Raw genomic sequence first — 22,740 nt, forward strand, 5'->3', positions numbered from 1 at the left:
CTGGAATTGCTTTAACGGCTTGGCCTGAGGGCCAGGAAGGGAAAAATCATGGCGAAAACGGAAAACGCCGAACTCGTCTTCGTGCCGCTCGGCGGCGTCGGCGAGATCGGTATGAACTTCGCCCTCTACGGCTATGGCCCGCCGAGCGCGCGCGAATGGATTGTCATCGATGTCGGTGTCACCTTTCCAGACGCGGCGCATCCGGGCGTCGACCTGATCCTGCCCGACACGCGCTTCATCGAGGAGAACCTCGCCAATCTGCGTGGCATCATCATCACCCACGCGCATGAGGATCATTACGGCGCGCTACTCGACATCTGGCCGAAGCTCAAGGCGCCCGTGTGGATGACGCCGTTCAGCGCCGGGCTGCTGGAAGCCAAGCGCCAGGGCGAGCAGGGGGCAGCCAAGATCCCGTTGACGATCTACCGGGCTGGCGAGAAATTCACTGTCGGCCCGTTCGAGATCGAAGCCATTCCGGTGGCGCACTCCATCCCCGAGCCGATGTCGCTGGCCATCACCACGCCAGCCGGTACGGTCATCCACACCGGCGACTGGAAGATCGATCCGGAGCCGACGATCGGACCCAAGACCGACGAGGCGCGTTTCCGCGCCTATGGCGACAAGGGCGTGCTGGCACTGATCTGCGATTCGACCAATGCGCTGCGCGAAGGCGAATCGCCTTCGGAAGTCGCCGTTGGCGAGGGCCTGAAGGGCGTCATCCAGAGTGCTGTCGGCCGCGTCGCCGTCACCACATTCTCCTCCAATGTCGGGCGCATCGTCTCCATCGCGAGAGCAGCACGCGATGCCGGCCGCCAGTGCCTGGTGTTGGGCCGCTCGCTGAAGCGGGTCATCGATGTCGCCGACGAGCTCGGCTACATGGACGGCTTGCCGGAATTCATCGCCGAGGAGGATTTCGGCTTCATCCCGCGCGAAAACCTCGTCATCATCTGCACCGGCAGCCAGGGCGAGCCGCTTGCCGCACTTGCAAAACTGTCGCGCGACGAGATGAAATCGGTGTCGCTGACGGCAGGCGACACGGTGGTGTTTTCCTCGCGCACCATTCCCGGCAATGAGAAGGCGATTCTCGAGATCAAGAACCGCCTCATCGATCTCGGCATCAAGATCATCGAGGACGGCGACGCGCTGGTGCATGTCTCCGGCCACCCGCGCCGTAGCGAGCTGCGCAAGATGTATGAATGGGTGCGTCCGCAGATCGGCGTTCCCGTGCATGGCGAGGCGGCGCATCTGGTGGCGCAGGGATCGCTGATGTCGACATCCGGCATCGGCCAGGTGGCGCAGGTGCGCGACGGCGACATGCTGAGGCTCGCGCCCGGTCCTGCCACCATTATCGACCAGGTGCCGTTCGGCCGCATCTACAAGGACGGCAGGCTGATCGGCACCGACCAGGCGATGGGCATTCGTGACCGGCGCAAATTGTCCTTTGCCGGCCATGTCGCGGTCAATGTCGTGCTGGACGACAAATATGAGTTGGCCGGTGACCCCGACCTGGTCGCCATTGGCGTCGCCGAGGCGGATGCCAGCGGCGAGACGCTCGAAGACCTGATGATCGATGCGGCGGTCGGCGCGGTCGACTCGATTCCCCGTCAGCGCCGGAAAGACCTGGACCTTGTGCAGGAGGCCGTGCGGCGGGCGGTGCGCGGTGCGGCCAACGAGGCTTGGGGCAAGAAGCCGCTGGTGACGGTGTTTGTTACGAGATGAAGGGACTAGGGCAGTAGGGATTTCGACATGGGCTATACGTCTGCCTTTCCCCCATTGCCGTACTGCCCTATTGCCTTACTTGCCTGAGGAATTTCTATGCTTGGACGCTTGAACCATGTCGCGCTTGCGGTGCCGGATCTGGCGGCGGCGGTCTCCGCCTACCGCGATACGCTCGGCGCCGAAGTGACGGAGCCGCAGGTTTTGCCGGAGCATGGCGTCACGGTGGTGTTCGTCAATGTCGGCAACACCAAGATCGAATTGCTGGAGCCCTTGGGCGAAAGCTCGCCGATCGCGGCGTTCCTCGCGAAGAACCCGTCCGGCGGCATGCATCACCTCTGCTACGAGGTCGACGACATCCTGGCCGCGCGTGATCAGCTCAAGGCCGCCGGCGCCCGTGTGCTGGGCGACGGCAACCCGAAGACCGGTGCCCATGGCAAGCCTGTGCTGTTCCTGCACCCGAAGGATTTCTTCGGCACGCTGATCGAACTGGAGCAATCATGAGCTGGGTTTCGTTCACCGCCCTGTTTTTCGCCACGTGGTGGGTGGTGCTGTTCGCCGTCCTGCCGTTCAGCGTCAGGACACAGGACGACGATCATGACGTGACGCTGGGCACGGTTCCAAGCGCGCCGCGCGGCCCGCACATGCTGCGTGCCGTCATCCGCACCACCATCGCCACCGCGATCCTGATGGGCATTTTCTACGGCCTGACGCATGGCTTGGGATACAGCCTCAACGACATCCCGCACATCGTGCCGGATTTCGGCCAGACACCCGCAAAATAGATCGCCCGGCAAGGGCGCTTCGATACCGTAAGCGTGGCGGAGGGGATCGAGACGCCGCGCTGCCTGGCGGCTGTATGCTTGCTGACGCAGGGTAATGTAGCCTGGCAACTCGCTGTGCTAACCAGATGATTGCACAAAAAAAATGCAAGGCACGAGGCCTTGCAATTAAACGCGTCCGATCTGTTTCCGGTTTCCGGCGGCAGCGAGTAACCGCGCCTAGATCGCATCCTCCCAAGACTTTGACCGCGTAGGAGAGCAGATTTGTCTCCGCCCTCTCGGTTATCGCGGCACACTAGCCTAAGCCGAATGAAAATGTCACGAAGAATTTTGCCTCGAAACAGGCATTCTCGTGCTGCACTGCACAATAGTATGGCATGCTTTGCTTTCGAAACGACCAGCAAGGCAAAGAGGAGCTGCTGCGGCATGTTTTGAGTTGACGTGCGCAAAGAATTCGAGGCCGAACGCGAAGAGATTGTGTGGGCTCAAAGCCGGCGCGGCCTAGCCCGGAAAGCGGAGGTTTCCGGGCCGCAACGCGCTGATGTGCCGCGATGGCCGGGTTTCCATTCCGCCATGAAATGGCTATGAAGCCGGGTCAAGCAAGCCTGCGTCGCACCGATTCTGGCGCGACCATTCTCATTCACGGACCAGTCCATGCGTTTGTCGCGCTATTTCCTGCCTATCCTCAAAGAAAATCCGCGTGAGGCCGAGATCGTCTCGCACCGGCTGATGCTGCGTGCCGGCATGATCCGCCAGCAGGGGCAGGGCAGTTTTTCCTGGCTGCCACTCGGCAAGCGGGTGCTGGACAAGGTTTGCCAGATCATCCGCGAGGAGCAGAACCGCGCCGGCGCGCTGGAGATCCTGATGCCGACCATCCAGTCGGCCGATCTGTGGCGCGAAAGCGGTCGCTATGACGACTACGGCAAGGAGATGCTGCGCATCAAGGATCGGCAGGACCGCGACATGCTCTACGGCCCGACCAATGAGGAAGTGGTCACCGAAATCGTCCGCGCCTACGTCAAGTCCTACAAGGACCTGCCGCTCAATCTCTACCACATCCAGTGGAAGTTCCGTGACGAGGTGCGGCCGCGCTTCGGCGTCATGCGCTCACGCGAATTCCTGATGAAGGACGCCTATTCCTTCGACCTTAACTTCGAAGGCGCGAGGGCCGCCTACAACAGGATGTTCGTGTCCTATCTCAGGACCTTCACGCGCATGGGCCTGCAGGCGATCCCGATGCGCGCCGACACCGGGCCGATCGGCGGCGATCTCAGCCACGAATTCATCATCCTGGCGGACACCGGCGAGAGCCAGGTCTATTGCGATCGCGATTATCTGTCGCTCCAGGTGCCTGACGAAAACACCGACTTCGCCAATGACGCCGAGATATCGGACATCGTCAAAACCTGGACGACGCCTTACGCCGCTACCGACGAGATGCATGATGAGGCGGCGTGGGACAAGCTCGGCGAAGCGGACCGGGTCTCGGCGCGGGGCATCGAGGTCGGCCACATCTTCCATTTCGGTGACAAATATTCCAAGCCCATGGGCGCCAAGGTGACCGGGCCCGACGGCAAGGACCATTTCGTCTCCGGCGGTTCCTACGGCATTGGCCCGTCACGGCTGGTCGCGGCGATCATCGAGGCCAGCCATGACGAGAACGGCATCATCTGGCCCGACGCCGTGGCGCCGTTCGACATCGGCCTGATCAACATGAAGGTGGGCGACGCCGAGTGCGACCGCGTCTGCGAGGAGCTCAATGCCGCCTTCACCGCCGCCGGCAAGGACGTGCTCTATGACGACACCGACCAGCGGCCGGGCGGCAAGTTCGCCACCGCCGACCTGATCGGCCTGCCCTGGCAAGTGATCGTCGGGCCGCGCGGCGTGGCCGCCGGCGAGGTCGAGATCAAGAATCGCAAGACCGGCGAGCGCGAAACGCTGCCGCTGGCCGACGCGAAAAAACGCTTCGGTGCGGCCGCATGAGCGAGGCGGCTGCGGCAAGATCGGCGGGCGCCGGGCCGTTCTCCATCTTCGAACGCATGGTGGCATGGCGCTATTTGCGCTCGCGGCGCAAGGAGACGGTGATATCGGTGATCGCCTCGATCTCCTTCCTCGGCATCATGCTGGGGGTGGCGACGCTGATCGTCGTCATGGCCGTGATGAACGGATTCCGGGCCGAGCTTCTGACGCGCATCCTCGGCGTCAACGGGCATCTGATCGTGCAGCCGCTCGATTCGCCGCTTGAGGACTACGCCCAGGTCGCCGGCCGCATCAATGGCGTGCCCGGCGTAAAATACGCCATCCCGCTGATCGACGGCCAGGTGCTGGCGCAAGGCAATGTCGGCGGCGGCACCGGCGCGCTGGTGCGCGGCATACGCGGAGAGGATCTCGGCAAGATCGCCATCGTCGCCAGCAACGTCAAACAAGGCACGCTCGCCGATTTCGACTCGGGCGAAGGCGTGGCCATCGGCAAGCGCATGGCCGAGAATCTCGGGCTGACGCTCGGCGACACCATCACCTTGATCTCGCCCGATGGCGACGTGACGCCGCTGGGCACCACGCCGCGCATGAAGGGCTACAAGATCGCGGCGATCTTCGAAGTCGGCATGTCGGAATATGACAGCTCCATCGTCTACATGCCGTTCTCGGAAGCGCAGCTCTACTTCAACATGGATGGACGCGCGCAGACGATCGAGATCTATGTCGACAATCCCGACGATGTCGACGCGCTGAAACCGAAGGTGGAAGAGGCGGCGCAGCGGCCCATCGACATGGTCGACTGGCGCCAGCGCAACGAGACCTTCTTTTCCGCCCTGCAGGTCGAGCGCAACGTCATGTTCATGATCCTGACGCTGATCGTGCTGGTGGCGGCGCTCAACATCATTTCCGGATTGATCATGCTGGTGAAGGACAAGGGGCACGATATCGCCATCCTGCGCACCATGGGCGCGACGCGCGGTGCCATCCTGCGCATCTTCCTGATGACGGGGGCGGCGATCGGCGTCACCGGTACGCTCGCCGGCGTGCTGCTCGGCGTCGTCATCTGCACCAACATCGAATCGATCCGCCAGTTTTTCTCCTGGATGACCGGGAAGGTGCTGTTCAACCCGGAGCTCTATTTCCTCAGCCAGTTGCCGGCAAAGATGGATCCACGCGAAACGACCTATGTCGTCATCATGGCACTTGGACTGTCCTTCCTGGCGACGGTGTTTCCAGCATGGCGGGCGGCTCGCCTCGATCCCGTCGAAGCCTTGAGGTACGAGTAGTGGCCGAGGTCATTATCGAACTGAAGAGCGTCGAGCGGCACTATGTGCAGGGGCCGCGCAAGCTCACCATCCTGAACGGCGCCGATTTCTCGCTGAAGCGCGGCGAGATGGTGGCGCTGGTGGCGCCGTCGGGCACCGGCAAGTCGACGCTGCTGCACACGGCCGGCCTGCTGGAGCGCCCTGACGCCGGCGACGTGATCCTGTCCGGCCGGGCCTGCGGACGACTGTCCGACGACGAACGCACGTCGATCCGCCGCAACGATGTCGGCTTCGTCTACCAGTTCCATCACCTGCTGCCGGAGTTTTCCGCATTGGAAAACATCATGATGCCGCAGCTGATCAAGGGCCTGTCGCGCAAAGAAGCGGCGGAGCGCGCCGCACAGCTGCTCGACTATATGCAGATCGGCAAGCGCGCCTCGCACCGGCCGGCCGAATTGTCCGGCGGCGAGCAACAACGCGTCGCGATTGCGCGCGCGGTCGCCAATGCGCCGCTGGTGCTGCTGGCCGACGAGCCGACCGGCAATCTCGACCCGGTCACCGCCTCCTATGTGTTCGACGCGCTGGGCGCACTGGTCAAGCAATCGGGCCTCGCGGCGTTGATCGCGACCCACAATCACGACCTGGCATCGCGCATGGATCGGCGCGTTACGCTCGCCGATGGCAAGGTGGTGCCGCTTTAGGGCAGGTCGATGTTCGGTGCCGGAGTGGGTCCAACCTGGACAACCTCCAGCGAGATTTCGCGAATATAAGTTGCCGTCAGGGATTCTGATATCTTCGACAGCCACTCAGGCTTAGAACCGCCAGTAAGCATTCAGCGCGATCAAGGTGGAAGAGATCGCGATCATCACCAGGATCAGCAGCCAGGTTACAAAGTTGCGCGAGAGGCGCCACCGGCGGCCCTGTCTCATACGCTTTCGCCAGCGATCAGCTTGATTGGCGCCTTCGTGTTGCCCCACGTCCATCGCTCGGTAGTCGTACAGCTTGGCCACTATTGTCTCGACTGAGATTGAGTGCAAGCAGGCGTTACCACAGCTTGCCCTAGCCGAGGAACCGCAAGCTTGAAGCGCGCCAGGAGCCGCAAAAGGCTCATCCATACGCTACGGGAAGATGGCGTCGCCCACATCCTCCTGACCTGTTGATAGGTTTCGCGCCGTCAACCTTTCCTTAACCCTGCCGATTTGATCGCTCGAAGATTCCGGCCGCGGGCGGATTCTGTGCGTTGACTTTGAAACAAAGTTAGAACAAATTGAGAACATATCAACAACAGGAGAGAGTTATGACCGATCTGGTTCAGGATGTCATCTCGCTGGTTTGCATGAGTGCGTTTCTCGTTTCCATGGCGATCTGGATCGGCGCCATGTGATTTGGCGGCTCTCGCCGCTTTGGTTTCCGCAGGTGAAAGCCGCTCCCCGTTAAGTCTTTCTTGCCGCAGCGACGCTAGGGTGCGCTTCCAAGGCAGGGAGCAATGTCGAGGTGTCGCCCATCGTCACGGCCCTTCTGGTGGCCAGCAATCTCGGGCTGATCTTTCTCTTGATGACCGCACCGCTCGGTTTGCGCACGGTCAGGATGAGCCGCTTGATTGCGATGGACCGTCAGCGCCTCTGGCAGGCGCTGTGGCCGCTTGGCAGCGATGCCGGCTGGTCCGGCGAGATCCTGTCGGTGCAGCCGTTGGAAGGGGACGGTGTGGCCCGCATCCTGCTGTCGTGGGAAGGCCGCGACGGCAAGCCGATCGAACGCAGGGCACGGTTTGACGATATCGTCGAAGGCAGCCGCTTCACGATGCGTGTCGTCGAGGATACCGCGCTCGATGCCTCGTTCTGGACGGACTATCGCGAAACCACGGAGCTCGTTTCCGAAGGCGGCGGCACGCGGGTGACGCTCGGCCAGACGGATCGTTACCGCGGCGTTGCCTTCCTGGTGTTCCGTTACTTCGCCATGCGCCGCGAGTTGTCCAAGCTGCAACGCTGGGCGACCTGGCTGAGCGGATGCTCGAACCAGCCGCCCTTGCGATAATGACCGGTTAGCGGCTTTGCCGTACTGTCGGCATTGATGCTGTGGCCGTTCTTCGGCCTTCACCTCGGCGGGCTGGCGCTCGCCTCGATCCTTACCTCGGTCGTGGCCCTGCATGAACTCGGCCACATGGCGGCGTTCCGGCTGATGGGCCACCGCAAGGCGCGGATGATCTTCATCCCGCTGCTCGGCGGCATCGCCATTGGCGGCCGGCCATACAACAGCCGTTTCGAAGTTGCCTTCGTGGCGCTGATGGGGGCTGGATTCTCCGCCTTCCTGGTGCCGATCGTCATTGCCCCCAGTGCGTTTCGGGCGGCGAGGGGCACAAGGCCGCGGCCGCGCTGCTGGCGGCGCTGGCGGGCTGCGCCGCCTTGTTCAACATCGCCAATCTGGTGCCGGTGTGGAAGTTCGACGGCGGCCAGGTGCTGCGCCAGATCTGCCCGGGGCCGATCGCGCTGGCGCTGGCTTCGTTTTTCCTGCTCTCGGCGTTCCTGGCGGTGGGGTGGCGGGCCGGCTTTTCCTCCGGCTTCCTGCTCGCGGCGGGGGCGGTCTTTTCAATCCTCAGCCTGCTGACCATGGGCAGCGGGATCAAGCCGCGTTACGAGCTGGAGCCGATCCGCACGGTCGACCGCTTCGCCATCGCCTGCGCGCTGCTGGCGGTGTTCGTCATCCATGGCTGCGGCGTCCTGTGGGCGTCGGCGCAGTTGCTTTGAGCCATGTTGAACCCGAAGGGTTCAACCAGTCTTTCGGACTGGCTCGGTGGGTGCAGCCACGGCGGGACCGAAAACATCCTCGAAGGCTGATTTCAGCGCCAGATCGAGGTCGGCCATGCCAATGGGAAGGCCGAGGTCGACGAGGCTGGTGACACCGTGGTCCTGCACGCCGCAGGGCACGATGCCGCTGAAATGGTCGAGATCCGGCTCGACATTGATGGCGATGCCGTGAAAACTCACCCAGCGCCGCAGCCGGATACCTATTGCCGCGATCTTATCCTCGGCCGGCGAACCGTCCGGCAAGGCAGGGCGATCGGGCCGCATCACCCAGACGCCGACCCGGTCCTCGCGGCGTTCGCCGCGCACGTTGAAGGCGGCGAGCGTGCCGATGATCCACTGTTCGAGCGCGGCGACGAAGGCGCGCACGTCCTCGCGTCGCCGTTTCAGGTCAAGCATGACATAAGCGACCCGCTGGCCCGGTCCATGATAGGTGTATTCGCCGCCGCGACCGGCCGAAAAGACCGGGAACCGGTCGGGATCGATCAGGTCCTCGACGCGCGCGCTGGTGCCGGCGGTGTAGAGCGGCGGATGTTCGACCAGCCAGACCATTTCGCCGGCGGCGCCGCTGCGTATCGCCTCGGCACGCGCCTCCATGAAGGCAAGCGCATCGGGATAGGGGGTAAGGCCAGGCTCGATGCGCCACTCGACCGGTGCTGAACCGGGGAGCGGCAGGAACGACGTGGCGATCTGGCTGCGTTCTGTCATGGCTTTTCGTTTTTCACTTATGCCGCCGCGATCCGCTTGCACTTTCGGGCGGCATGCATCTGTCTCCATATGGCGTTATCAGCTGGAAACGTCCAGTTCCGGCCCTTCATTCCAATCCTGTGGACCGTTATGCCAATCGCTTGAGATTATTGCGTGTAGCGCACTTGTTTCACCGGAAACGATTTGCTACACGCCGCGAGCCGGTCGGTTCCGGCTCCTACCACGTGCGGTCGTGGCGGAATTGGTAGACGCGCAGCGTTGAGGTCGCTGTGGGGCAACCCGTGGAAGTTCGAGTCTTCTCGACCGCACCAACTCTCGATCCGTCGGCATCGCGATTGCCGCCATCCGAAGCCCAAACAGAGATCAGGTCTCGACGTCCAGCCGTATCTTGAGGTCGAGCAGCCGCGGGGCCTTGTTGCACACCCTTTTGGAGCCGGCAGTGCGCGGCGTAGAGGTCGCTGTGTGGCAACCCCGTGGAAGTCGATTCTTCTCGACCGCGCCATTTCGGTACAAAACCGGGCACTCCTGCCGGAGCCGTGCCGCCGCCCATCACCAGATTTCCAGAACCGTCTGCCTTCCGAGAGTACAGATTTCCGTGCCGTCCACCGTCGACGTTGTCGATCACCGCGCGGCCACAAGCGCGGGAGGTCAATCGACGACTTCTGCTTCCAGATCGTCCCCTTGCCTCCGGCCACCGTCAGAACGGCGAAATGCTCGGTAGCGGCCAGGCGATAGGCCGTGATGTCGATGGAAAAGCTTCGAAAATGCGGTCGCGGTCTCATAGCCGACACGGGCCGCAATCCGTGCAATCGCCTCGTCGCTTGTTTCGAGCAGAAATGCGGCCTCCGACATCCGGCGCGCGATCAGATAGCGGTACATGGGCTCGCCGACGAGCTTGGTGAAGCGGGCCGAAAACGCCGAACGACCAAGTCCCACGCTTTGCCCGAGGTCGCCAAGCGTCCAGGGCCGATCCGGTCGTTCGTGGATCAACTGAAGGGCCGGTCCTATGTGCGGGTCCGCCATCGCCCCTAGCCATCCGCCTTCTCCGGGGCCGAGCGACTTGATCCAGCTCCGCAACACCTCGACGAACAGCACTTCAGTCAGACGTGAGAGCGCGACGCCTTGTCCGGGACGCTCGAACGCCGCCTCGCTCACCATGCGTTGCAAAATCGCCGCGAGCCATCCTCCGTCTTCCGCCGGCTTCAGGAGAAGCAGGGGCGGAAGCAATTCCAAAACGCTGCCGCGCGAGGGCCGTGCCACAGTGAAATTACCACAGATCATCGTCGCGACAGGCTGCCCGCCGCCGCCGTGACGAATGAGGCCAAGACGCCCGGCCAGTCGATCGATGTCGACAATCGGTAACGGCTCCGTCCGGCTATCCGAGTAGATCACATGGGGCTCGCCACGCGTGACGACGACAAAGTCGCCCTCGCTCATGTGGAGTTCTCGTCCCTCTTCGAGCGCGAGGGTAGCCGAGCCACGGCTGAGATAGTGGAACAGGGCGTAGGGGCGCTTTGGCAACGCGACATTCCAGGGATGGCCGAGCTCGAAGTGGAACAGCAAGGTTCCGCCAAGGCGAACGCGATCGAGCACTTCAGCGAGGATGTCCATCCTCCCGATGCTAATACGACGGACGGTCCGACACAATATTCGGACGATTGAGGCCTAACGTCCAAATGACCCCCGTACTAGTTGATCGCAAGTCGAGCCGACAGGTCGCGCGGCAACCATCACCCGCAGCGGCGGATGGGAGAACCGCGACTTGTGCCGACACGTCTGTTCTTTCCTCGGACCCCCTTCGTCCGTTATCTCAACAGGAGCACCAATGCGAAATCTTCTACTCTCCGTCGCCACTATCCTCATGGCCGGAGCAGCAATTGCCGCCCCCGCCCAATCGGCTCAGCTGCCCAAGGGGGCGGCTCACAATATCGTGCTCGTCCATGGCGCCTTCGTCGACGAGACGAGCTGGAAGCCGGTTGCCGACATCCTCACGAAGAAGGGCTACAACGTAACGCTCGTCGAAAACCCGCTCACCTCGCTTGCGGCGGACGTCGATGCCACCAAACAGGCGCTCGCCAAACAGAACGGCAGGACCGTCCTCGTTGGCCACTCCTGGGGCGGTGTGGTCATCACGCAGGCGGGTAACGATCCCAAGGTTTCGGCGCTCGTCTACGTCTCCGCATTCGCGCCCGACGTGGGAGAATCCCTGGCGAGCCTGGCCAAGAGCGGTCCGGCAACCGCGGGCGGCGCGGCGATTCATCCCGACGAAAAGGGCAACCTCTACATCGATCCCAAAGTGTTTCCTTCGGCAGTCGCGGCCGACCTTCCCGCGGAGATCGCCGAATCCCTGGCAAACCATCAGCTGCCGTTGAACCACACGGCGTTCGAGGCTCCCGTCGATACGGCAGCCTGGCATGACAAGCCGACATTCTATGTGATCAGCACGAAGGACAAGGTCATCGCACCCGAGGTCCAGAAGATATTCGCCGAAAGGATGAAGGCCCAGACGACGGAGGTCGCCGGTAGCCATGCCTCCCTGGTCGTCCACGCCAAGGAAGTCGCCGCGGTGATTGAAAAGGCTGCACTCGTGAAGTGACGATACCGCTCCCGGCACCTTCGTGCCGGGAGCAACACGCGTGCTCGACGGACCACGGAATGCCTTGGACCGCGAGCGGCTCAGACCCAGCCAAAACCGCGCCAGCTACTCCCATTCAATTATTCGATGCCAAGCATCCGGAGGATGACATGACTGAGTTCGACCCTGCGAGCCATGACGCCGCCACTCTAGAAACGGCGCCCACCCGTTACATCGAAGGCGGCGGAATCCGCTTCGCCTATCGCCGCCTCGGCCCATCGACCGGAACGCCGCTCGTTCTCCTGCAGCATTTCTCGGGCAACATCGATGCATGGGATCCCGCTGTCGTCAATGCCTTGGCCGCCGATCGCCCGGTGGTCGTTTTCGACAATGCCGGGGTCGGCCGCTCGACAGGCCAAACGCCCGACAATATCGCGGCGATGGCCCGAGACGCGGTCGCCTTTATCAACCAGCTCGGCCTCTCCCAAGTCGACCTTCTGGGCTTTTCCCTCGGCGGCTGCATCGCCCAGCAGATCGCCGCCGAGCACGCAACGCTGGTCCGCAAGCTCATCCTCGTCGGCACCGCTCCGAAAGGCGGAGAGGAACATCTGTTGGCGGTTCTGCAGGACGCGTTTTCCCAAACCGAGGCCCCGGACGTTCGCCTGCCGCTGTTCTTCACGAAGTCGTCCGCCAGCCAGTCGGCCGGCCTGGCGTTCCTGAAGCGGGCGAAGGTGCGTAAGGAAGATCGGGACACCGATAATGGCGGCGCGGTGACGGATCCACAGGCCAAGGCGCTTATTAGCTGGTGCGCCACACCTGATCCCGAGCAAGCCATTCTGCGCGCCATCCATCAGCCCGCCCTTGTGGTCAGCGGCAGCCACGACACCATGCTGCCGGCGGACAACGCCTACGCAATGTTCAAGGCTCTAAGCAACGCCCAGATGGTCCTCTATCCCGATTCCGGCCACGGCGCCCTGTTTCAGTACCACGAATTGTTCGTCAGCCACGTCCGGACCTTCCTGGAGGCGTGACCGGCGGTGGCACCGTCCCGGCGCGATGGGTCGCACCTTTGTTCTTGAGAACTGTTGCGGAGAAAGAAATGACAATCGCAAAGGTCGAGGTTGAGCGTTTCAGCCTGACGTGTTCCAAACCATTCGACGCCGTTGTGGCCGCGCTCAAGTCAGCGGTCGGGCAACCTGACATGGTCGGATTTTTCAAGGCGACGAGGGCTGCAAATTCCTTCTCGGATTTGGAGCGCGTTGTACAAAACGGCCTCGGCCGAACAGGTCTCATGCTTTTCGCGGAATTCGACCTGGGCGCCATTCTGCGTCGCGAAACTGGAACCGAGACTCCCAAGAGCATGCGGCTCCTGGTGGGCAATCCACTCATCATGAAAGAAATGGTCAAGCACGTTCCCGATGCTGGATCTTACGCTCCGGTCACAGTCCTTGTTGATGAACGTCTCGATGGCGTTCATGTCTCCTACGACAAAATGGAGAGTTGTCTGCTCCCTTATGGCAGTTTGGAGGCTCTTGCCGTCGCTCGCGATCTTGATGCGAAAATCACAACCTTGCTACGCGAATGCGCGCGCTAACTCATGGTGACGCTTCAGGCGGCAGGTTACGCCCACGCATTTGGCCATGACATAGCATTGGCCCTGCTGCCGCTGGTCTTGGCACGCCCGGCACGGCGCTGGAGGTTTCAATTCTCGGCGAGCGGCGCCCGGCAGGGGTGATCGCCGACTCTCCCTATGACCCGGAACGATCGCGCGGGCGTAGGTGAGGGACACCCCCAGCGTCGAGAGGCCCGGAAATCACGCCGCCTTTTTCATCCGTGCCAGCGTATCGGCCACCACCTCGCCAAACGACGATGGCGTCGGCACGATGATGACGCCTGCCTCCTTCAGGATTTCGACCTTCTCCTGCGCCGACTCGCCGAAGGCGGAGATGATGGCGCCGGCGTGGCCCATGCGGCGGCCCTTCGGGGCGGAAAGGCCGGCAATGTAGGCGATGAGCGGCTTGCGCATGTTGTCGCGCGCCCAGATCGCGGCTTCGGCTTCCTGCGGTCCGCCGATCTCGCCGATCATCACCACGGCGTCGGTCTCGTCGTCCTGTTCGAACAGCTTCAGCATGTCCTTGAAGGAGGAGCCGTTGATCGGGTCGCCGCCGATGCCGACGCTGGTCGACACGCCGATGCCGAGCGCCTTCATCTGCGAGGCCGCCTCGTAGCCGAGCGTACCGGAACGGCCGACGATGCCGACGCGGCCGGGCAGGTAGATCGAGCCGGGCATGATGCCCATCAGGGCTTGCCCGGGCGTGATGACGCCGGCGCAGTTCGGACCGATCAGCCGCATGCGGTCCTCGAAGCGGTAGCGGCGCATGTAGCGCTTGACCTGCATCATGTCCTGCGAGGGGATGCCGTCGGTGATGCAGACGCAGAGTTTTATCCCCGCATCGGCGGCTTCCATGATCGAATCGGCGGCGAAGGGCGGCGGCACGAAGACGATGCTCGCCTCCGCGCGGGTCTCGCGCACCGCGCCCTTGACGGTGTTGAAGACGGGCAGGCCGAGATGCGTCTGGCCGCCCTTGCCGGGGGTGACGCCGCCGACAAGCTTGGTGCCGTAGCGCTTCATGTCCTCGGCATGGAAACTGCCGATCTTGCCGGTGAAACCCTGGACGATGACGCGGGTGCTGCGGTTGAGCAGGATTGCCATTTTTTGACCTCCCTAGAGCATGATGCCGAAAAGTGTGAAGCGGTTTTCGGACGACATCATGCTCTATCTGTTTGATTTTAGGGACGGATTCAGATTTCAGGTCGATTCGACCTGAAATCATCCGGCTCTAGGCTGCTTTTTTCTTGGCGGCCGCGCGCCAGGCGGCGACGGCTTTTTCGGCGGCTTCGGCAAGCGTGTCGGCGACGATCACCGCCTCGCCGGAATCGGCCAGGATGCGGCGTCCTTCCTCGGCCTTGGTGCCGGAGAGCCGCACCACCAGCGGTATGGTGACGCCGACCTCGCGTATCGCCTTGATCACGCCCTCCGCGACCCAGTCGCAGCGGTTGATGCCGGCGAAGATGTTGACCAGGATGGTCTCGACATTCTTGTCGCCGAGCACGGCGCGGAAGGATTTCGCCACCCGCTCGGGCGAGGCGCCGCCGCCAATGTCGAGGAAATTGGCCGGCTCGCCGCCGGCGATCTTGATCATGTCCATGGTCGCCATGGCGAGCCCCGCGCCATTGATGATGCAGCCGATGTTGCCGTCGAGGCCGACATAGGAGAGGCCACGGTCGCTGGCGAAGGTTTCGCGCGGGTCTTCCTGGCTCTTGTCGCGCAGTTCGGAGATTTCCGGCCGCCGGAACAGCGCGTTCTCGTCGAACGACATCTTGGCGTCGAGCGCGATCAGATTGCCGTCGCGGGTCACCACCAGCGGATTGATCTCCAGCATCGAGGCGTCGTAGTCGCGGAACACCTGGTAGCAGCTGAAGATGGTCTCGGTCGCCTTGCCGATCAGGTCGTGATCGAGGCCGAGCCCGAAGGCGATCTCGCGGGCCTGGAAACGCTGCATGCCGACGCCGGGATCGACCGAGGTGCGCAGGATGGAATCGGGGGCCTTCTCGACGATGTCCTCGATCTCCATGCCGCCGGCGGCCGAGGCCACGATCATCACGCGCTCTTCCTTGCGGTCGAGGACGAAGCCGACATAGAGCTCCTGCGCGATATCGACCGCTTCCTCGAGATAGAGCCTGGAGATCAGCTTGCCGCGCGGGCCGGTCTGCTGGGTCACAAGCTTGCGCCCGAGCATCGCTTCGGCGGCACTGGAGATTTCCTCGTCATTGGCGCACAGCTTGATGCCGCCGGCCTTGCCGCGGGCGCCGGAATGAACCTGCGCCTTCAAGACCCATTTGCCGCCGCCGATCTCGCGCGCGCGGTAGGTCGCCTGCTCGGGGCTGTAGGCCAGCCCGCCGCGCGGCACATGCACGCCGTGCCGGGCGAGCAATTCCTTGGCCTGATATTCGTGGATGTCCATTCTCGTCCTCCCTGAACAGTCAATGCGTGGCGGTTTGGCCAGCACGTTCGATGGCTTCGTTGACCACCAGAACATTCCTCGCCATGCGTTCCGACGCGGCGTCGATCATCTTGCCGTCGAGTGCGGCTGCGCCTTTTCCCAGAGCCTCGGCTTCCTTGAGCACCTCAAGGATGCGCCTGGCCCGCGCAACCTCCTTTTCCGGCGGCGAGAAGACGTCGTTGGCAAGCGCGATCTGCGAGGGGTGGATCGCCCATTTGCCTTCGATGCCGAGTGCCGCCGCGCGCCTCGCGCCGGCGATGTAGCCCTCCGGATCGGAGAAATCGCCGAATGGTCCGTCAATGGCGCGCAAGCCATAGGCGCGGCAGGCGACGGTCATCCGCGATAGCGCGAAATGCCACTGGTCGCCGGGATAGTCGGGGTTGAGGCCACCAATGTTGACGGTGCGCGCCTTGCAGCTGGCGGCATAGTCGGCGACGCCGAAATGCATCGCCTCGAGCCGGCCAGGCGTCGCGGCGATCGCCTCGACATTGGCCATGCCGAGCGCGGTTTCGATCAACGCTTCGAGGCCGACACGGGTCTTGTAACCCTTGGCCATCTCGATCTGGTTGACCATGGCCTCGACCATGTAGAGATCGGCCGGGACGCCGACCTTCGGCACCAGCATGGTGTCCAGCCGGTCGCCGGCCTGTTCCATCACATCGACCACGTCGCGGTACATGTAGTGGGTGTCCAGCCCGTTGATGCGCACCGAGACGGTCTTGCCCTTGGCGCGCCAGTCGATGTCGTTGAGCGCCTGGATGATGTTCTTGCGGGCGCGTTCCTTGTCGGGCGGGGCGACCGCGTCCTCGATGTCGAGGAAGACGAAGTCGGCGGCGCTGTTGGCCGCCTTGTCGATCATCTCCGGGCTGGAGCCGGGAACCGCCAGTTCGCTGCGCTGGAGTCTCAATTTCCTGAGGTGGTTGATGGTGTGGCTCATCGTCGTATCCCTCAGGCGGCTTCGGCGACCGGCACGGCGGCCGAGGCGCGGAAATGCTGGATGGCTGCGCCGACGCCGGAGCCAGGCGCCAGCTTGACGCCGCAATCGAGCAGCGCCATTTCGGCCGCCGACAGCGAGGCGAGCACCATCACCTCGTTCAGCCAGCCGAGATGGCCGATGCGGAAGACCTTGCCCATCACCTTGTTGAGGCCGCCGCCGAGCGAGGTCTGGTAGGTGCGGTAGGCGCGCTTGACGACGTCGCCGCTGTCGATGCCTTCAGGAACCAGAATGGCGCTCACCGTATCGGAATGCCATTTCGGCGCCCTGGCACACAGCTTCAGGCCCCAGGCGTCGACCGCCTTTCGTACGCCTTCGGCGAGCCGATGATGGCGGGCGAAGATGGTGTCGAGCCCTTCCTCCGCGATCAGGTCGAGCGAGGCGCGCAGGCCGCGCAAAAGCTGCGTGGCCGGCGTGTAGGGGAAATAGCCGGCATCGTTGGCGCGGATCATGTCCTCGAAGGAGAAGAAGCAGCGCCGGTGGGTGGCGCTTCGAGAAGCCACCAGCGCCTTCTTGCTGACCGAGAGGAAACCGAGGCCGGCGGGCAGCATGAAACCCTTTTGCGAACCACTGACGGCGCAGTCGACGCCCCATTCCTCCTGGCGGAAGTCGATCGAGCCGATCGACGACACGCCGTCGACGAAGAGCAGGGCAGGGTGGTTTGCGTCGTTGAGCGCGGCGCGGCAGCCGGCAACGTCGCTGGTCACGCCGGTCGCCGTTTCGTTCTGCGTGCAGAAGATTGCCTTGATGCGATGCGTCTTGTCCGCCTTCAGCCGTTCGGCATAGACCTCGAGCGGTACGCCGGTGCCCCATTCGCAGTCGATCACCTCGACCTCGAAGTCGAGGCGCTCGGCCATGTCGACCCACAGATGCGAGAACTGGCCGAAGCGCGACATCAGCACGCGGTCGCCGGGGCTGAGCACATTGGTCATCGCCGCTTCCCAGGCGCCGGTGCCGGAGGAGGGGTAGATGAAGACGCGGCCGGTCTCGTTCTTGAAAACGCGTTTGATATCCTCGAACAGCGGCAGAGTGAGATCGGGGAAGGACGCGGCGCGCATGTCCTCCATGGGCAGGTTCATCGCCTGCCGGACCTGTTCGGGGATGTTGGTCGGCCCGGGAATGAAAAGATGGGTGAAACCGGCCATGATACGAACTCCTCCTGATCCAGCAAAGCGGTGGGGGGAGTTTCGTTTCGAGGGCTAAAGCCAACAACACCTTGGCGGGTAAGATCTCGCCGCGCGCGGGTGGGAAAAGCCTACCCGCTCAGCCTACCCGAAAGGCTGCTTCTGGGTACGCCTCTCTCGCGCATAGAGCGCGACGGCCATCGCCCGGTTGCGGACGTCGAGCTTGTCGTAGAGGTTCTTGAGGTGATACTTCACCGTGTTCTCGGAAATGCCGGTCCGCGTGGCGATCTGCAGATTGGTCCAGCCGTCGGAAAGCACGGCCAGCAGCTCGCGTTCGCGCACGGTGAGCTGCGCCAGCGGCGTGTCATTGACCTTGTTGATGTCGATATAGGGGATGCAGATGCGGCCATGCGCGACCGCCAGTATCGTGTCGAAGATGATGGCTGGTTCGTCGAACTGGAAACAGTAGCCCTGGGCGCCGAGCCGCACGCATTGCTTCAGGATGCCGATGTCATGGTCGTTGGAAAAGACGGTGATGCGCACGTCAAGCTTGCGGCTCTGGACCTCGGCCAGCACATCAGCGCCGTCCATGTCGGCGAGCTTCCAGCCGATGACGGCGACGTCGAACCCGCCCTTTGCCGCCAGATCCAGGAATTGCCTGCCGCTCTGCACGGTGCTCAACAGGTCGAAACGGCCGTCGCATTCGAGCATTTCGCGCAGCGCCGATATGACGAATGGGTTGCGCTCGGCGACGACAATGCGCATGCGCCGGTCGCCAACTGCCTTGCTCGTTTTCCCGGGCTTGCTGTTCAAGGGCCGTTTTTGTCCTGGGCTGATTGTGCCGCAACTCCGAGGCCAGGCTTCAGGCCTGGACCCGTATCATGACAATTCTGCCCCAATCGCGCCGGGGTGCTCTTTCCCCAGCGACATCGGCTGTCGCGCCGCCTGAAGCCGGGATTGGCTGGTTCTTGATGGGATAGGCATTGCCAGGTCAGGCATCCGCGATACACTCGCCGGGCGACGTGGAGCAGGCGTTTCGTTTGATATTCCGTACCTTAGAGCGATAAGTTCTCGAATCGAATCGCGTCTGTACGCGAGATGCATCGGATTTCCGCGAAACCGGTTTCCGCTTTAGGGTCCGATGCTCTAGACCTGAGGCACAATTTTTCCGGGATGGCAGGAGGCGCTGGTGGAGGACAAGCAGACGACCTCCGCCAAGGCGGCCGACGATGCCCGCGCCGATATCTATGGCGAGGACGGTGCGGTCCTTCCGTCTTTCCTTGCCCTGATCGGGGCGGCGATCGCCGATCGCGATACGCTGACCCTCAAGCATGAAGTCGACCATCTGCACCAGTCGGAACTCGGCGACCTGATCGAGGCGCTGCATCCCGAACAGCGGCAGGCCTTGGTCGAGCTGCTGGGCGCTGATTTCGACTTTTCCGCGCTGACCGAGGTCGACGAGGCGATCCGCATGGAGATCGTCGATCATCTGCCCAACGCGCAGATCGCGCAGGCGGTGCAGGAACTCGATTCCGACGACGCCGTCTACATTCTCGAAGATCTCGAAAAGGAAGACCAGGACGAGATCCTCTCGCAGCTCCCGTTCACCGAACGGATCAGGCTGCGCCGCTCGCTCGACTATCCCGAGGAGACCGCCGGGCGACGCATGCAGACCGAGTTCGTCGCGGTGCCGCCGTTCTGGACCATCGGCCAGACCATCGACTACATGCGCGAGGACAAGAACCTGCCTGAGCGCTTCAGTCAGATCTTCGTCATCGACCCGACCTTCAAACTGCTGGGGGCCATCGACCTCGACCAGATCCTGCGCACCAAGCGCGCGGTCAAGGTCGAGGATGTCATGCACGAGACGCGCCACGCCATTCCGGCCACCATGGACCAGGAAGAGGCGGCGCGGGAGTTCGAGCAGTACGATCTTTTGTCAGCCGCGGTCGTCGACGAGAATGAGCGGCTGGTCGGCGTGCTGACCATCGACGATGTCGTCGACGTCATCCAGCAGGAAGCGGAGGAAGATCTGCTGCGCATGGGCGGCGTTGGCGACGAGGAACTGTCCGACACAGTGTTTGCGACCTCGCGCTCGCGCGTTCCCTGGCTGCTGGTCAACCTTGTCACGGCATTTCTGGCGGCATCGGTGATCGGCCTGTTCGACCACACGATCGAGCGGATCGTGGCGCTCGCCGTGCTGATGCCGATCGTGGCCGGCATGGGCGGCAATGCCGGTTCGCAGACCATGACCGTCACCGTGCGGGCGCTGGCGACGAAGGACCTCGACATCTACAATGCCGCCCGCATCATCCGCCGCGAAATGGGTGTGGGCTTCATCAACGGCATCGTCTTTGCCGTTCTGATCGGCATCGTCGCCGCCGTCTGGTTTCGCGATCCCAATCTGGGCGGGATCATCGGAGCGGCCATGATCATCAATATGTTCGCGGCCGCACTCGCCGGCATCCTGATCCCGCTGCTGCTCGACCGGTTCAAGATCGACCCGGCCGTGGCGTCGGCGGTTTTCGTCACCACCGTCACCGACTGCGTCGGCTTTTTCGCTTTCCTTGGCCTTGCAAGCTGGTGGTTCGGCGTAAGGTAGTCGCCTCAATTGACTTTTACGTAAATGCCGTGCGAGGCTCGCGCGGGGGCCATGTCGATTCCGGCGGCCAAGGGTTTGGTTCAGGACAGAAGGCGGCGCCGCGTGGCGGTCGCCCGGAATTCCGACTTGGAGTGACAATGCGGGAATATTATTCGATCACCGAACTGACCCGCGAATTCGACGTGTCGACGCGGACGCTGCGTTTCTATGAGGACGAAGGCCTGGTGCAGCCGGTGCGGCGTGGCCGAACGCGGCTGTTTCGTCCCTCCGACCGCCATCTCATCCGGCAGATCATGCGCGGCAAAAGGCTCGGCTTCTCGATCAACGAGATTCGCGAAATCATCCAGATGTACAAGGAGCCGCCGGGCGAGGTCGGGCAGCTCAAGCTGATGATCAAGCGCATCGAGGAAAAGCGCGAGGATCTGAGGCAAAAGCGCCGCGACCTCGAGGAGACGCTGGCCGAACTCGACCAAGCCGAGGAATCCTGCGTCGAGCGGCTCGTGGAGCTTGGCGTCAACACCTGACGCTGTTCAAATCCAGCGCCGCACCCGCTTCGCGTAGTCGCGGTATTTCTTGCCGAATTTCGCCGCCAGTATCTTTTCCTCGCCCTCGATCGCCAGTTTCTGGGTGAGGAAGGCGGCGATGAAGGCAAAGAGCAGGAACCAGGCTATCCCCGAGACAAAGGCGACGCCGATCAACAGCAGTGTATTGGCCAGATACATCGGGTTGCGGGTGACGCCGAAGGGGCCGGTCGTGACGAGATGGTCGGGCACGGCGTTGGGATTGAGCGTTGTCCTGGCCCGCATCATGGTGCGGATGGCGGTGAACCAGAGCACGGCGACGCCGAACAATGCCACCCAGCCCGCCGCGAACAGGATGTCGCCCAGGAGATCGCCGATCCAGGGCAGGGGATAGAGCATGCCGAGGATGACGCTGATGGCGATCGCCGCGGTGTAGATAACCGGCGGCCACGGGATCACCCCGGGCTTCGGCTGGGGCTCGGTCATTGCGTTCCTCCCTCATCCATCTTGTCTTCGGTCTGGGCCGTGCAGCTGCCGGCCAGATCGCCCAGATGCGCCCGGAATTCCGCAGTCTGGTCGTTGTTCTCGAGCCGATCAAGAGAGGCTTCGCCCTCGAGCGTCGTCAGCATGCAGCCGCAATAGCTCGAACAGAAGGTTGCGTTGCGCGTCTGCTCGCACGAGCGCTGGCAGGTTTTGAGGAAATTGACCTGCGGGGTTTCGACCTGGGCCGGCATCAGTTGCGAGAACAGCCACACGCAGCCGATCAGCAACGGCTGGTGGATCAGGTAGAAGGCGAGGCTGTGGCGGCCAATGAAGACCAGCGGATTGGCCCAGCGGCCGGGTTCGAGGCTCGCAAGGCGGGCTCGCATGCCGAATGCGGAGGCGAGTTTCGCCACGCCGATGCCGACAAGCACCGCGCCGAACCATGGAAACAGGGGCACATAGTCGTTGGATCGCGGATTGATCGCCGACAGGCCGATCCACCACAGCCAGGGATGATCCAGCGCCTGGAAGCGCAAGTAGATGGGCGCCGCGATGACCAGCGCGGCAATGACAAGCGTCAGCAGCGCGGGCAGCCGCAGGAAGGCGAGGCCGAGCAGGCTGGCGAGCGCGATCTGGTGCAGGATTCCGAAGAAGATGAAGCCGTCAGGCGTGGCAATCCGCGTGACGACCGAAATGGCGATCGCCGCTCCGGCAACCATGGCGAACCGCTTCCAGAAGCCGTTCCAGCGGATTTGCCGGCCATGGGCGAGGTACAGGCTGACGCCGACCAGGAACAGGAAGGTCGAGGCGATGCAGCGTGCGTAGATCTTCCACCAGCCGAAGGCGGTGAGGCCCGGATCGGTGTAGCCGAAGAATTCCAGGTCCCAGGTGAAATGGTAGCTCGCCATGGCCAGCAGCGCGATGCCGCGCACGATGTCGATGGCGACGATGCGCCTGGATGGCTCCGGAACGGGTGCGGTCGGCATATGGATGGTCATGGTCTCGCGATCTGATTCAGCCCGCCTGAGGACTATCACGGTTGGACGGGACAGAAGAAGGCCAGGGGGTGGATCAAGCGACGCTTTAGGCCAGAGCCGGGAAGCCTTTGACCGGCTTCGCTTTTGG

At 63.0% G+C, this 22,740-nt stretch carries 23 protein-coding genes, 1 tRNA gene and 1 pseudogene; 15 read left to right on the top strand and 10 right to left on the bottom strand.

Annotated elements, in window-relative coordinates; genetic code table 11:
* The first annotated feature begins 48 nt into the window (after positions 1 to 48).
* The 6 genes from EB231_RS17730 to EB231_RS17755 all read left to right on the top strand — a co-directional run bounded on the left by EB231_RS17730 (position 49) and on the right by EB231_RS17755 (position 6,444).
* Positions 49 to 1,719, top strand: a complete 1,671-nt coding sequence (locus EB231_RS17730) for a ribonuclease J (RefSeq protein WP_172350007.1) — start codon at positions 49 to 51, stop codon at positions 1,717 to 1,719.
* Between the two features lie 96 nt (positions 1,720 to 1,815).
* A complete protein-coding gene (mce, locus tag EB231_RS17735; protein ID WP_172350009.1) occupies positions 1,816 to 2,220 on the top strand; it encodes a methylmalonyl-CoA epimerase in 405 nt (134 codons plus the stop codon).
* Positions 2,217 to 2,501: a DUF1467 family protein gene (locus EB231_RS17740; RefSeq protein WP_010910093.1), complete on the top strand. Its 285-nt coding sequence runs from the start codon at positions 2,217 to 2,219 to the stop codon at positions 2,499 to 2,501. The genes mce and EB231_RS17740 overlap by 4 nt, the downstream gene beginning before the upstream one ends.
* A 651-nt stretch (positions 2,502 to 3,152) precedes the next feature.
* A complete protein-coding gene (proS, locus tag EB231_RS17745; RefSeq protein WP_172350011.1) occupies positions 3,153 to 4,481 on the top strand; it encodes a proline--tRNA ligase in 1,329 nt (442 codons plus the stop codon).
* Positions 4,478 to 5,764 (top strand): lipoprotein-releasing ABC transporter permease subunit, encoded by a 1,287-nt coding sequence (locus tag EB231_RS17750; RefSeq protein WP_172350013.1) that lies wholly within the window; start codon positions 4,478 to 4,480, stop codon positions 5,762 to 5,764. Before proS ends, EB231_RS17750 begins: the two co-directional genes overlap by 4 nt.
* Positions 5,716 to 6,444: an ABC transporter ATP-binding protein gene (locus EB231_RS17755; RefSeq protein WP_172350014.1), complete on the top strand. Its 729-nt coding sequence runs from the start codon at positions 5,716 to 5,718 to the stop codon at positions 6,442 to 6,444. The genes EB231_RS17750 and EB231_RS17755 overlap by 49 nt, the downstream gene beginning before the upstream one ends.
* Positions 6,445 to 6,555: 111 nt before the next feature.
* Here EB231_RS17755 and EB231_RS17760 read toward each other — a convergent pair whose 3' ends face one another.
* On the bottom strand, positions 6,556 to 6,753 hold the full coding sequence (locus EB231_RS17760; RefSeq protein ID WP_172350015.1) for a hypothetical protein: 198 nt from the start codon (positions 6,751 to 6,753) through the stop codon (positions 6,556 to 6,558).
* A gap of 484 nt (positions 6,754 to 7,237) precedes the next feature.
* Here EB231_RS17760 and EB231_RS35180 point away from each other — a divergent pair, with 484 nt between their 5' ends.
* The 3 genes and pseudogenes from EB231_RS35180 (at position 7,238) to EB231_RS35185 (ending at position 8,487) form a co-directional block, all read left to right on the top strand.
* Complete coding sequence (locus tag EB231_RS35180) at positions 7,238 to 7,777, top strand: SRPBCC family protein (RefSeq protein WP_246740671.1); 540 nt, start codon at positions 7,238 to 7,240, stop codon at positions 7,775 to 7,777.
* A gap of 126 nt (positions 7,778 to 7,903) precedes the next feature.
* Positions 7,904 to 8,014, top strand: a pseudogene (locus tag EB231_RS35600) (hypothetical protein); the annotation flags it as partial.
* A 131-nt stretch (positions 8,015 to 8,145) separates the two neighbouring features.
* Positions 8,146 to 8,487 (top strand): hypothetical protein, encoded by a 342-nt coding sequence (locus EB231_RS35185; RefSeq protein WP_246740672.1) that lies wholly within the window; start codon positions 8,146 to 8,148, stop codon positions 8,485 to 8,487.
* 21 nt (positions 8,488 to 8,508) lie between these two features.
* Here the strand turns inward: EB231_RS35185 and lipB are convergent, their stop codons facing one another.
* Positions 8,509 to 9,252, bottom strand: coding sequence for a lipoyl(octanoyl) transferase LipB (gene lipB, locus EB231_RS17770; RefSeq protein ID WP_172350016.1), 744 nt, complete (start codon positions 9,250 to 9,252; stop codon positions 8,509 to 8,511).
* Between the two features lie 226 nt (positions 9,253 to 9,478).
* Here lipB and EB231_RS17775 point away from each other — a divergent pair.
* Positions 9,479 to 9,563 (top strand) — tRNA-Leu (locus EB231_RS17775).
* Between the two features lie 337 nt (positions 9,564 to 9,900).
* On the opposite strand, the gene EB231_RS17780 is transcribed toward EB231_RS17775, so the two are convergent.
* Entirely contained in the window at positions 9,901 to 10,863 is a 963-nt protein-coding gene (locus tag EB231_RS17780; protein ID WP_172350017.1) for an AraC family transcriptional regulator, read from the bottom strand.
* 214 nt (positions 10,864 to 11,077) lie between these two features.
* Between EB231_RS17780 and EB231_RS17785 the strand changes: the two genes are divergently transcribed.
* The 3 genes from EB231_RS17785 (at position 11,078) to EB231_RS17795 (ending at position 13,421) form a co-directional block, all read left to right on the top strand.
* Positions 11,078 to 11,848, top strand: coding sequence for an alpha/beta hydrolase (locus tag EB231_RS17785; RefSeq protein WP_172350018.1), 771 nt, complete (start codon positions 11,078 to 11,080; stop codon positions 11,846 to 11,848).
* 149 nt (positions 11,849 to 11,997) lie between these two features.
* Positions 11,998 to 12,858 (top strand): alpha/beta fold hydrolase, encoded by an 861-nt coding sequence (locus EB231_RS17790; protein ID WP_172352947.1) that lies wholly within the window; start codon positions 11,998 to 12,000, stop codon positions 12,856 to 12,858.
* A 68-nt stretch (positions 12,859 to 12,926) separates the two neighbouring features.
* Positions 12,927 to 13,421 (top strand): DUF302 domain-containing protein, encoded by a 495-nt coding sequence (locus EB231_RS17795; protein WP_172350019.1) that lies wholly within the window; start codon positions 12,927 to 12,929, stop codon positions 13,419 to 13,421.
* 219 nt (positions 13,422 to 13,640) lie between these two features.
* On the opposite strand, the gene sucD is transcribed toward EB231_RS17795, so the two are convergent.
* The 5 genes from sucD to EB231_RS17820 form a co-directional block, all read right to left on the bottom strand.
* The gene (gene sucD, locus EB231_RS17800) at positions 13,641 to 14,540 is read right to left on the bottom strand and encodes a succinate--CoA ligase subunit alpha (protein WP_172350020.1); all 900 of its coding nucleotides are present in this window, start codon (positions 14,538 to 14,540) and stop codon (positions 13,641 to 13,643) included.
* A 127-nt stretch (positions 14,541 to 14,667) separates the two neighbouring features.
* Positions 14,668 to 15,852 (bottom strand): malate--CoA ligase subunit beta, encoded by a 1,185-nt coding sequence (locus EB231_RS17805; protein ID WP_172350021.1) that lies wholly within the window; start codon positions 15,850 to 15,852, stop codon positions 14,668 to 14,670.
* A gap of 19 nt (positions 15,853 to 15,871) precedes the next feature.
* On the bottom strand, positions 15,872 to 16,828 hold the full coding sequence (locus EB231_RS17810) for an HpcH/HpaI aldolase/citrate lyase family protein (RefSeq protein WP_172350022.1): 957 nt from the start codon (positions 16,826 to 16,828) through the stop codon (positions 15,872 to 15,874).
* Positions 16,829 to 16,839: 11 nt separating this feature from the next.
* Entirely contained in the window at positions 16,840 to 18,030 is a 1,191-nt protein-coding gene (locus EB231_RS17815; RefSeq protein WP_172350023.1) for an aminotransferase class V-fold PLP-dependent enzyme, read from the bottom strand.
* Between the two features lie 123 nt (positions 18,031 to 18,153).
* Positions 18,154 to 18,774 carry a LuxR C-terminal-related transcriptional regulator gene (locus tag EB231_RS17820; protein ID WP_172350024.1) on the bottom strand — a complete coding sequence of 207 codons (621 nt, stop codon included), beginning with the start codon at positions 18,772 to 18,774 and terminating at the stop codon, positions 18,154 to 18,156.
* Positions 18,775 to 19,198: 424 nt separating this feature from the next.
* Between EB231_RS17820 and mgtE the strand changes: the two genes are divergently transcribed.
* Both mgtE and EB231_RS17830 read left to right on the top strand, forming a co-directional pair.
* On the top strand, positions 19,199 to 20,611 hold the full coding sequence (gene mgtE, locus EB231_RS17825) for a magnesium transporter (protein WP_172350025.1): 1,413 nt from the start codon (positions 19,199 to 19,201) through the stop codon (positions 20,609 to 20,611).
* Between the two features lie 137 nt (positions 20,612 to 20,748).
* A complete protein-coding gene (locus EB231_RS17830) occupies positions 20,749 to 21,135 on the top strand; it encodes a MerR family transcriptional regulator (protein WP_006203215.1) in 387 nt (128 codons plus the stop codon).
* A 6-nt stretch (positions 21,136 to 21,141) separates the two neighbouring features.
* Here EB231_RS17830 and EB231_RS17835 read toward each other — a convergent pair whose 3' ends face one another.
* Positions 21,142 to 21,618 (bottom strand): methyltransferase family protein, encoded by a 477-nt coding sequence (locus tag EB231_RS17835; RefSeq protein WP_172350026.1) that lies wholly within the window; start codon positions 21,616 to 21,618, stop codon positions 21,142 to 21,144.
* Positions 21,615 to 22,613 (bottom strand): heparan-alpha-glucosaminide N-acetyltransferase, encoded by a 999-nt coding sequence (locus EB231_RS17840; RefSeq protein ID WP_172350027.1) that lies wholly within the window; start codon positions 22,611 to 22,613, stop codon positions 21,615 to 21,617. Before EB231_RS17840 ends, EB231_RS17835 begins: the two co-directional genes overlap by 4 nt.
* Positions 22,614 to 22,740 lie beyond the last annotated feature (127 nt).

Origin of the sequence: Mesorhizobium sp. NZP2298, from assembly GCF_013170825.1 — a bacterium.
Lineage (GTDB): Bacteria > Pseudomonadota > Alphaproteobacteria > Rhizobiales > Rhizobiaceae > Mesorhizobium.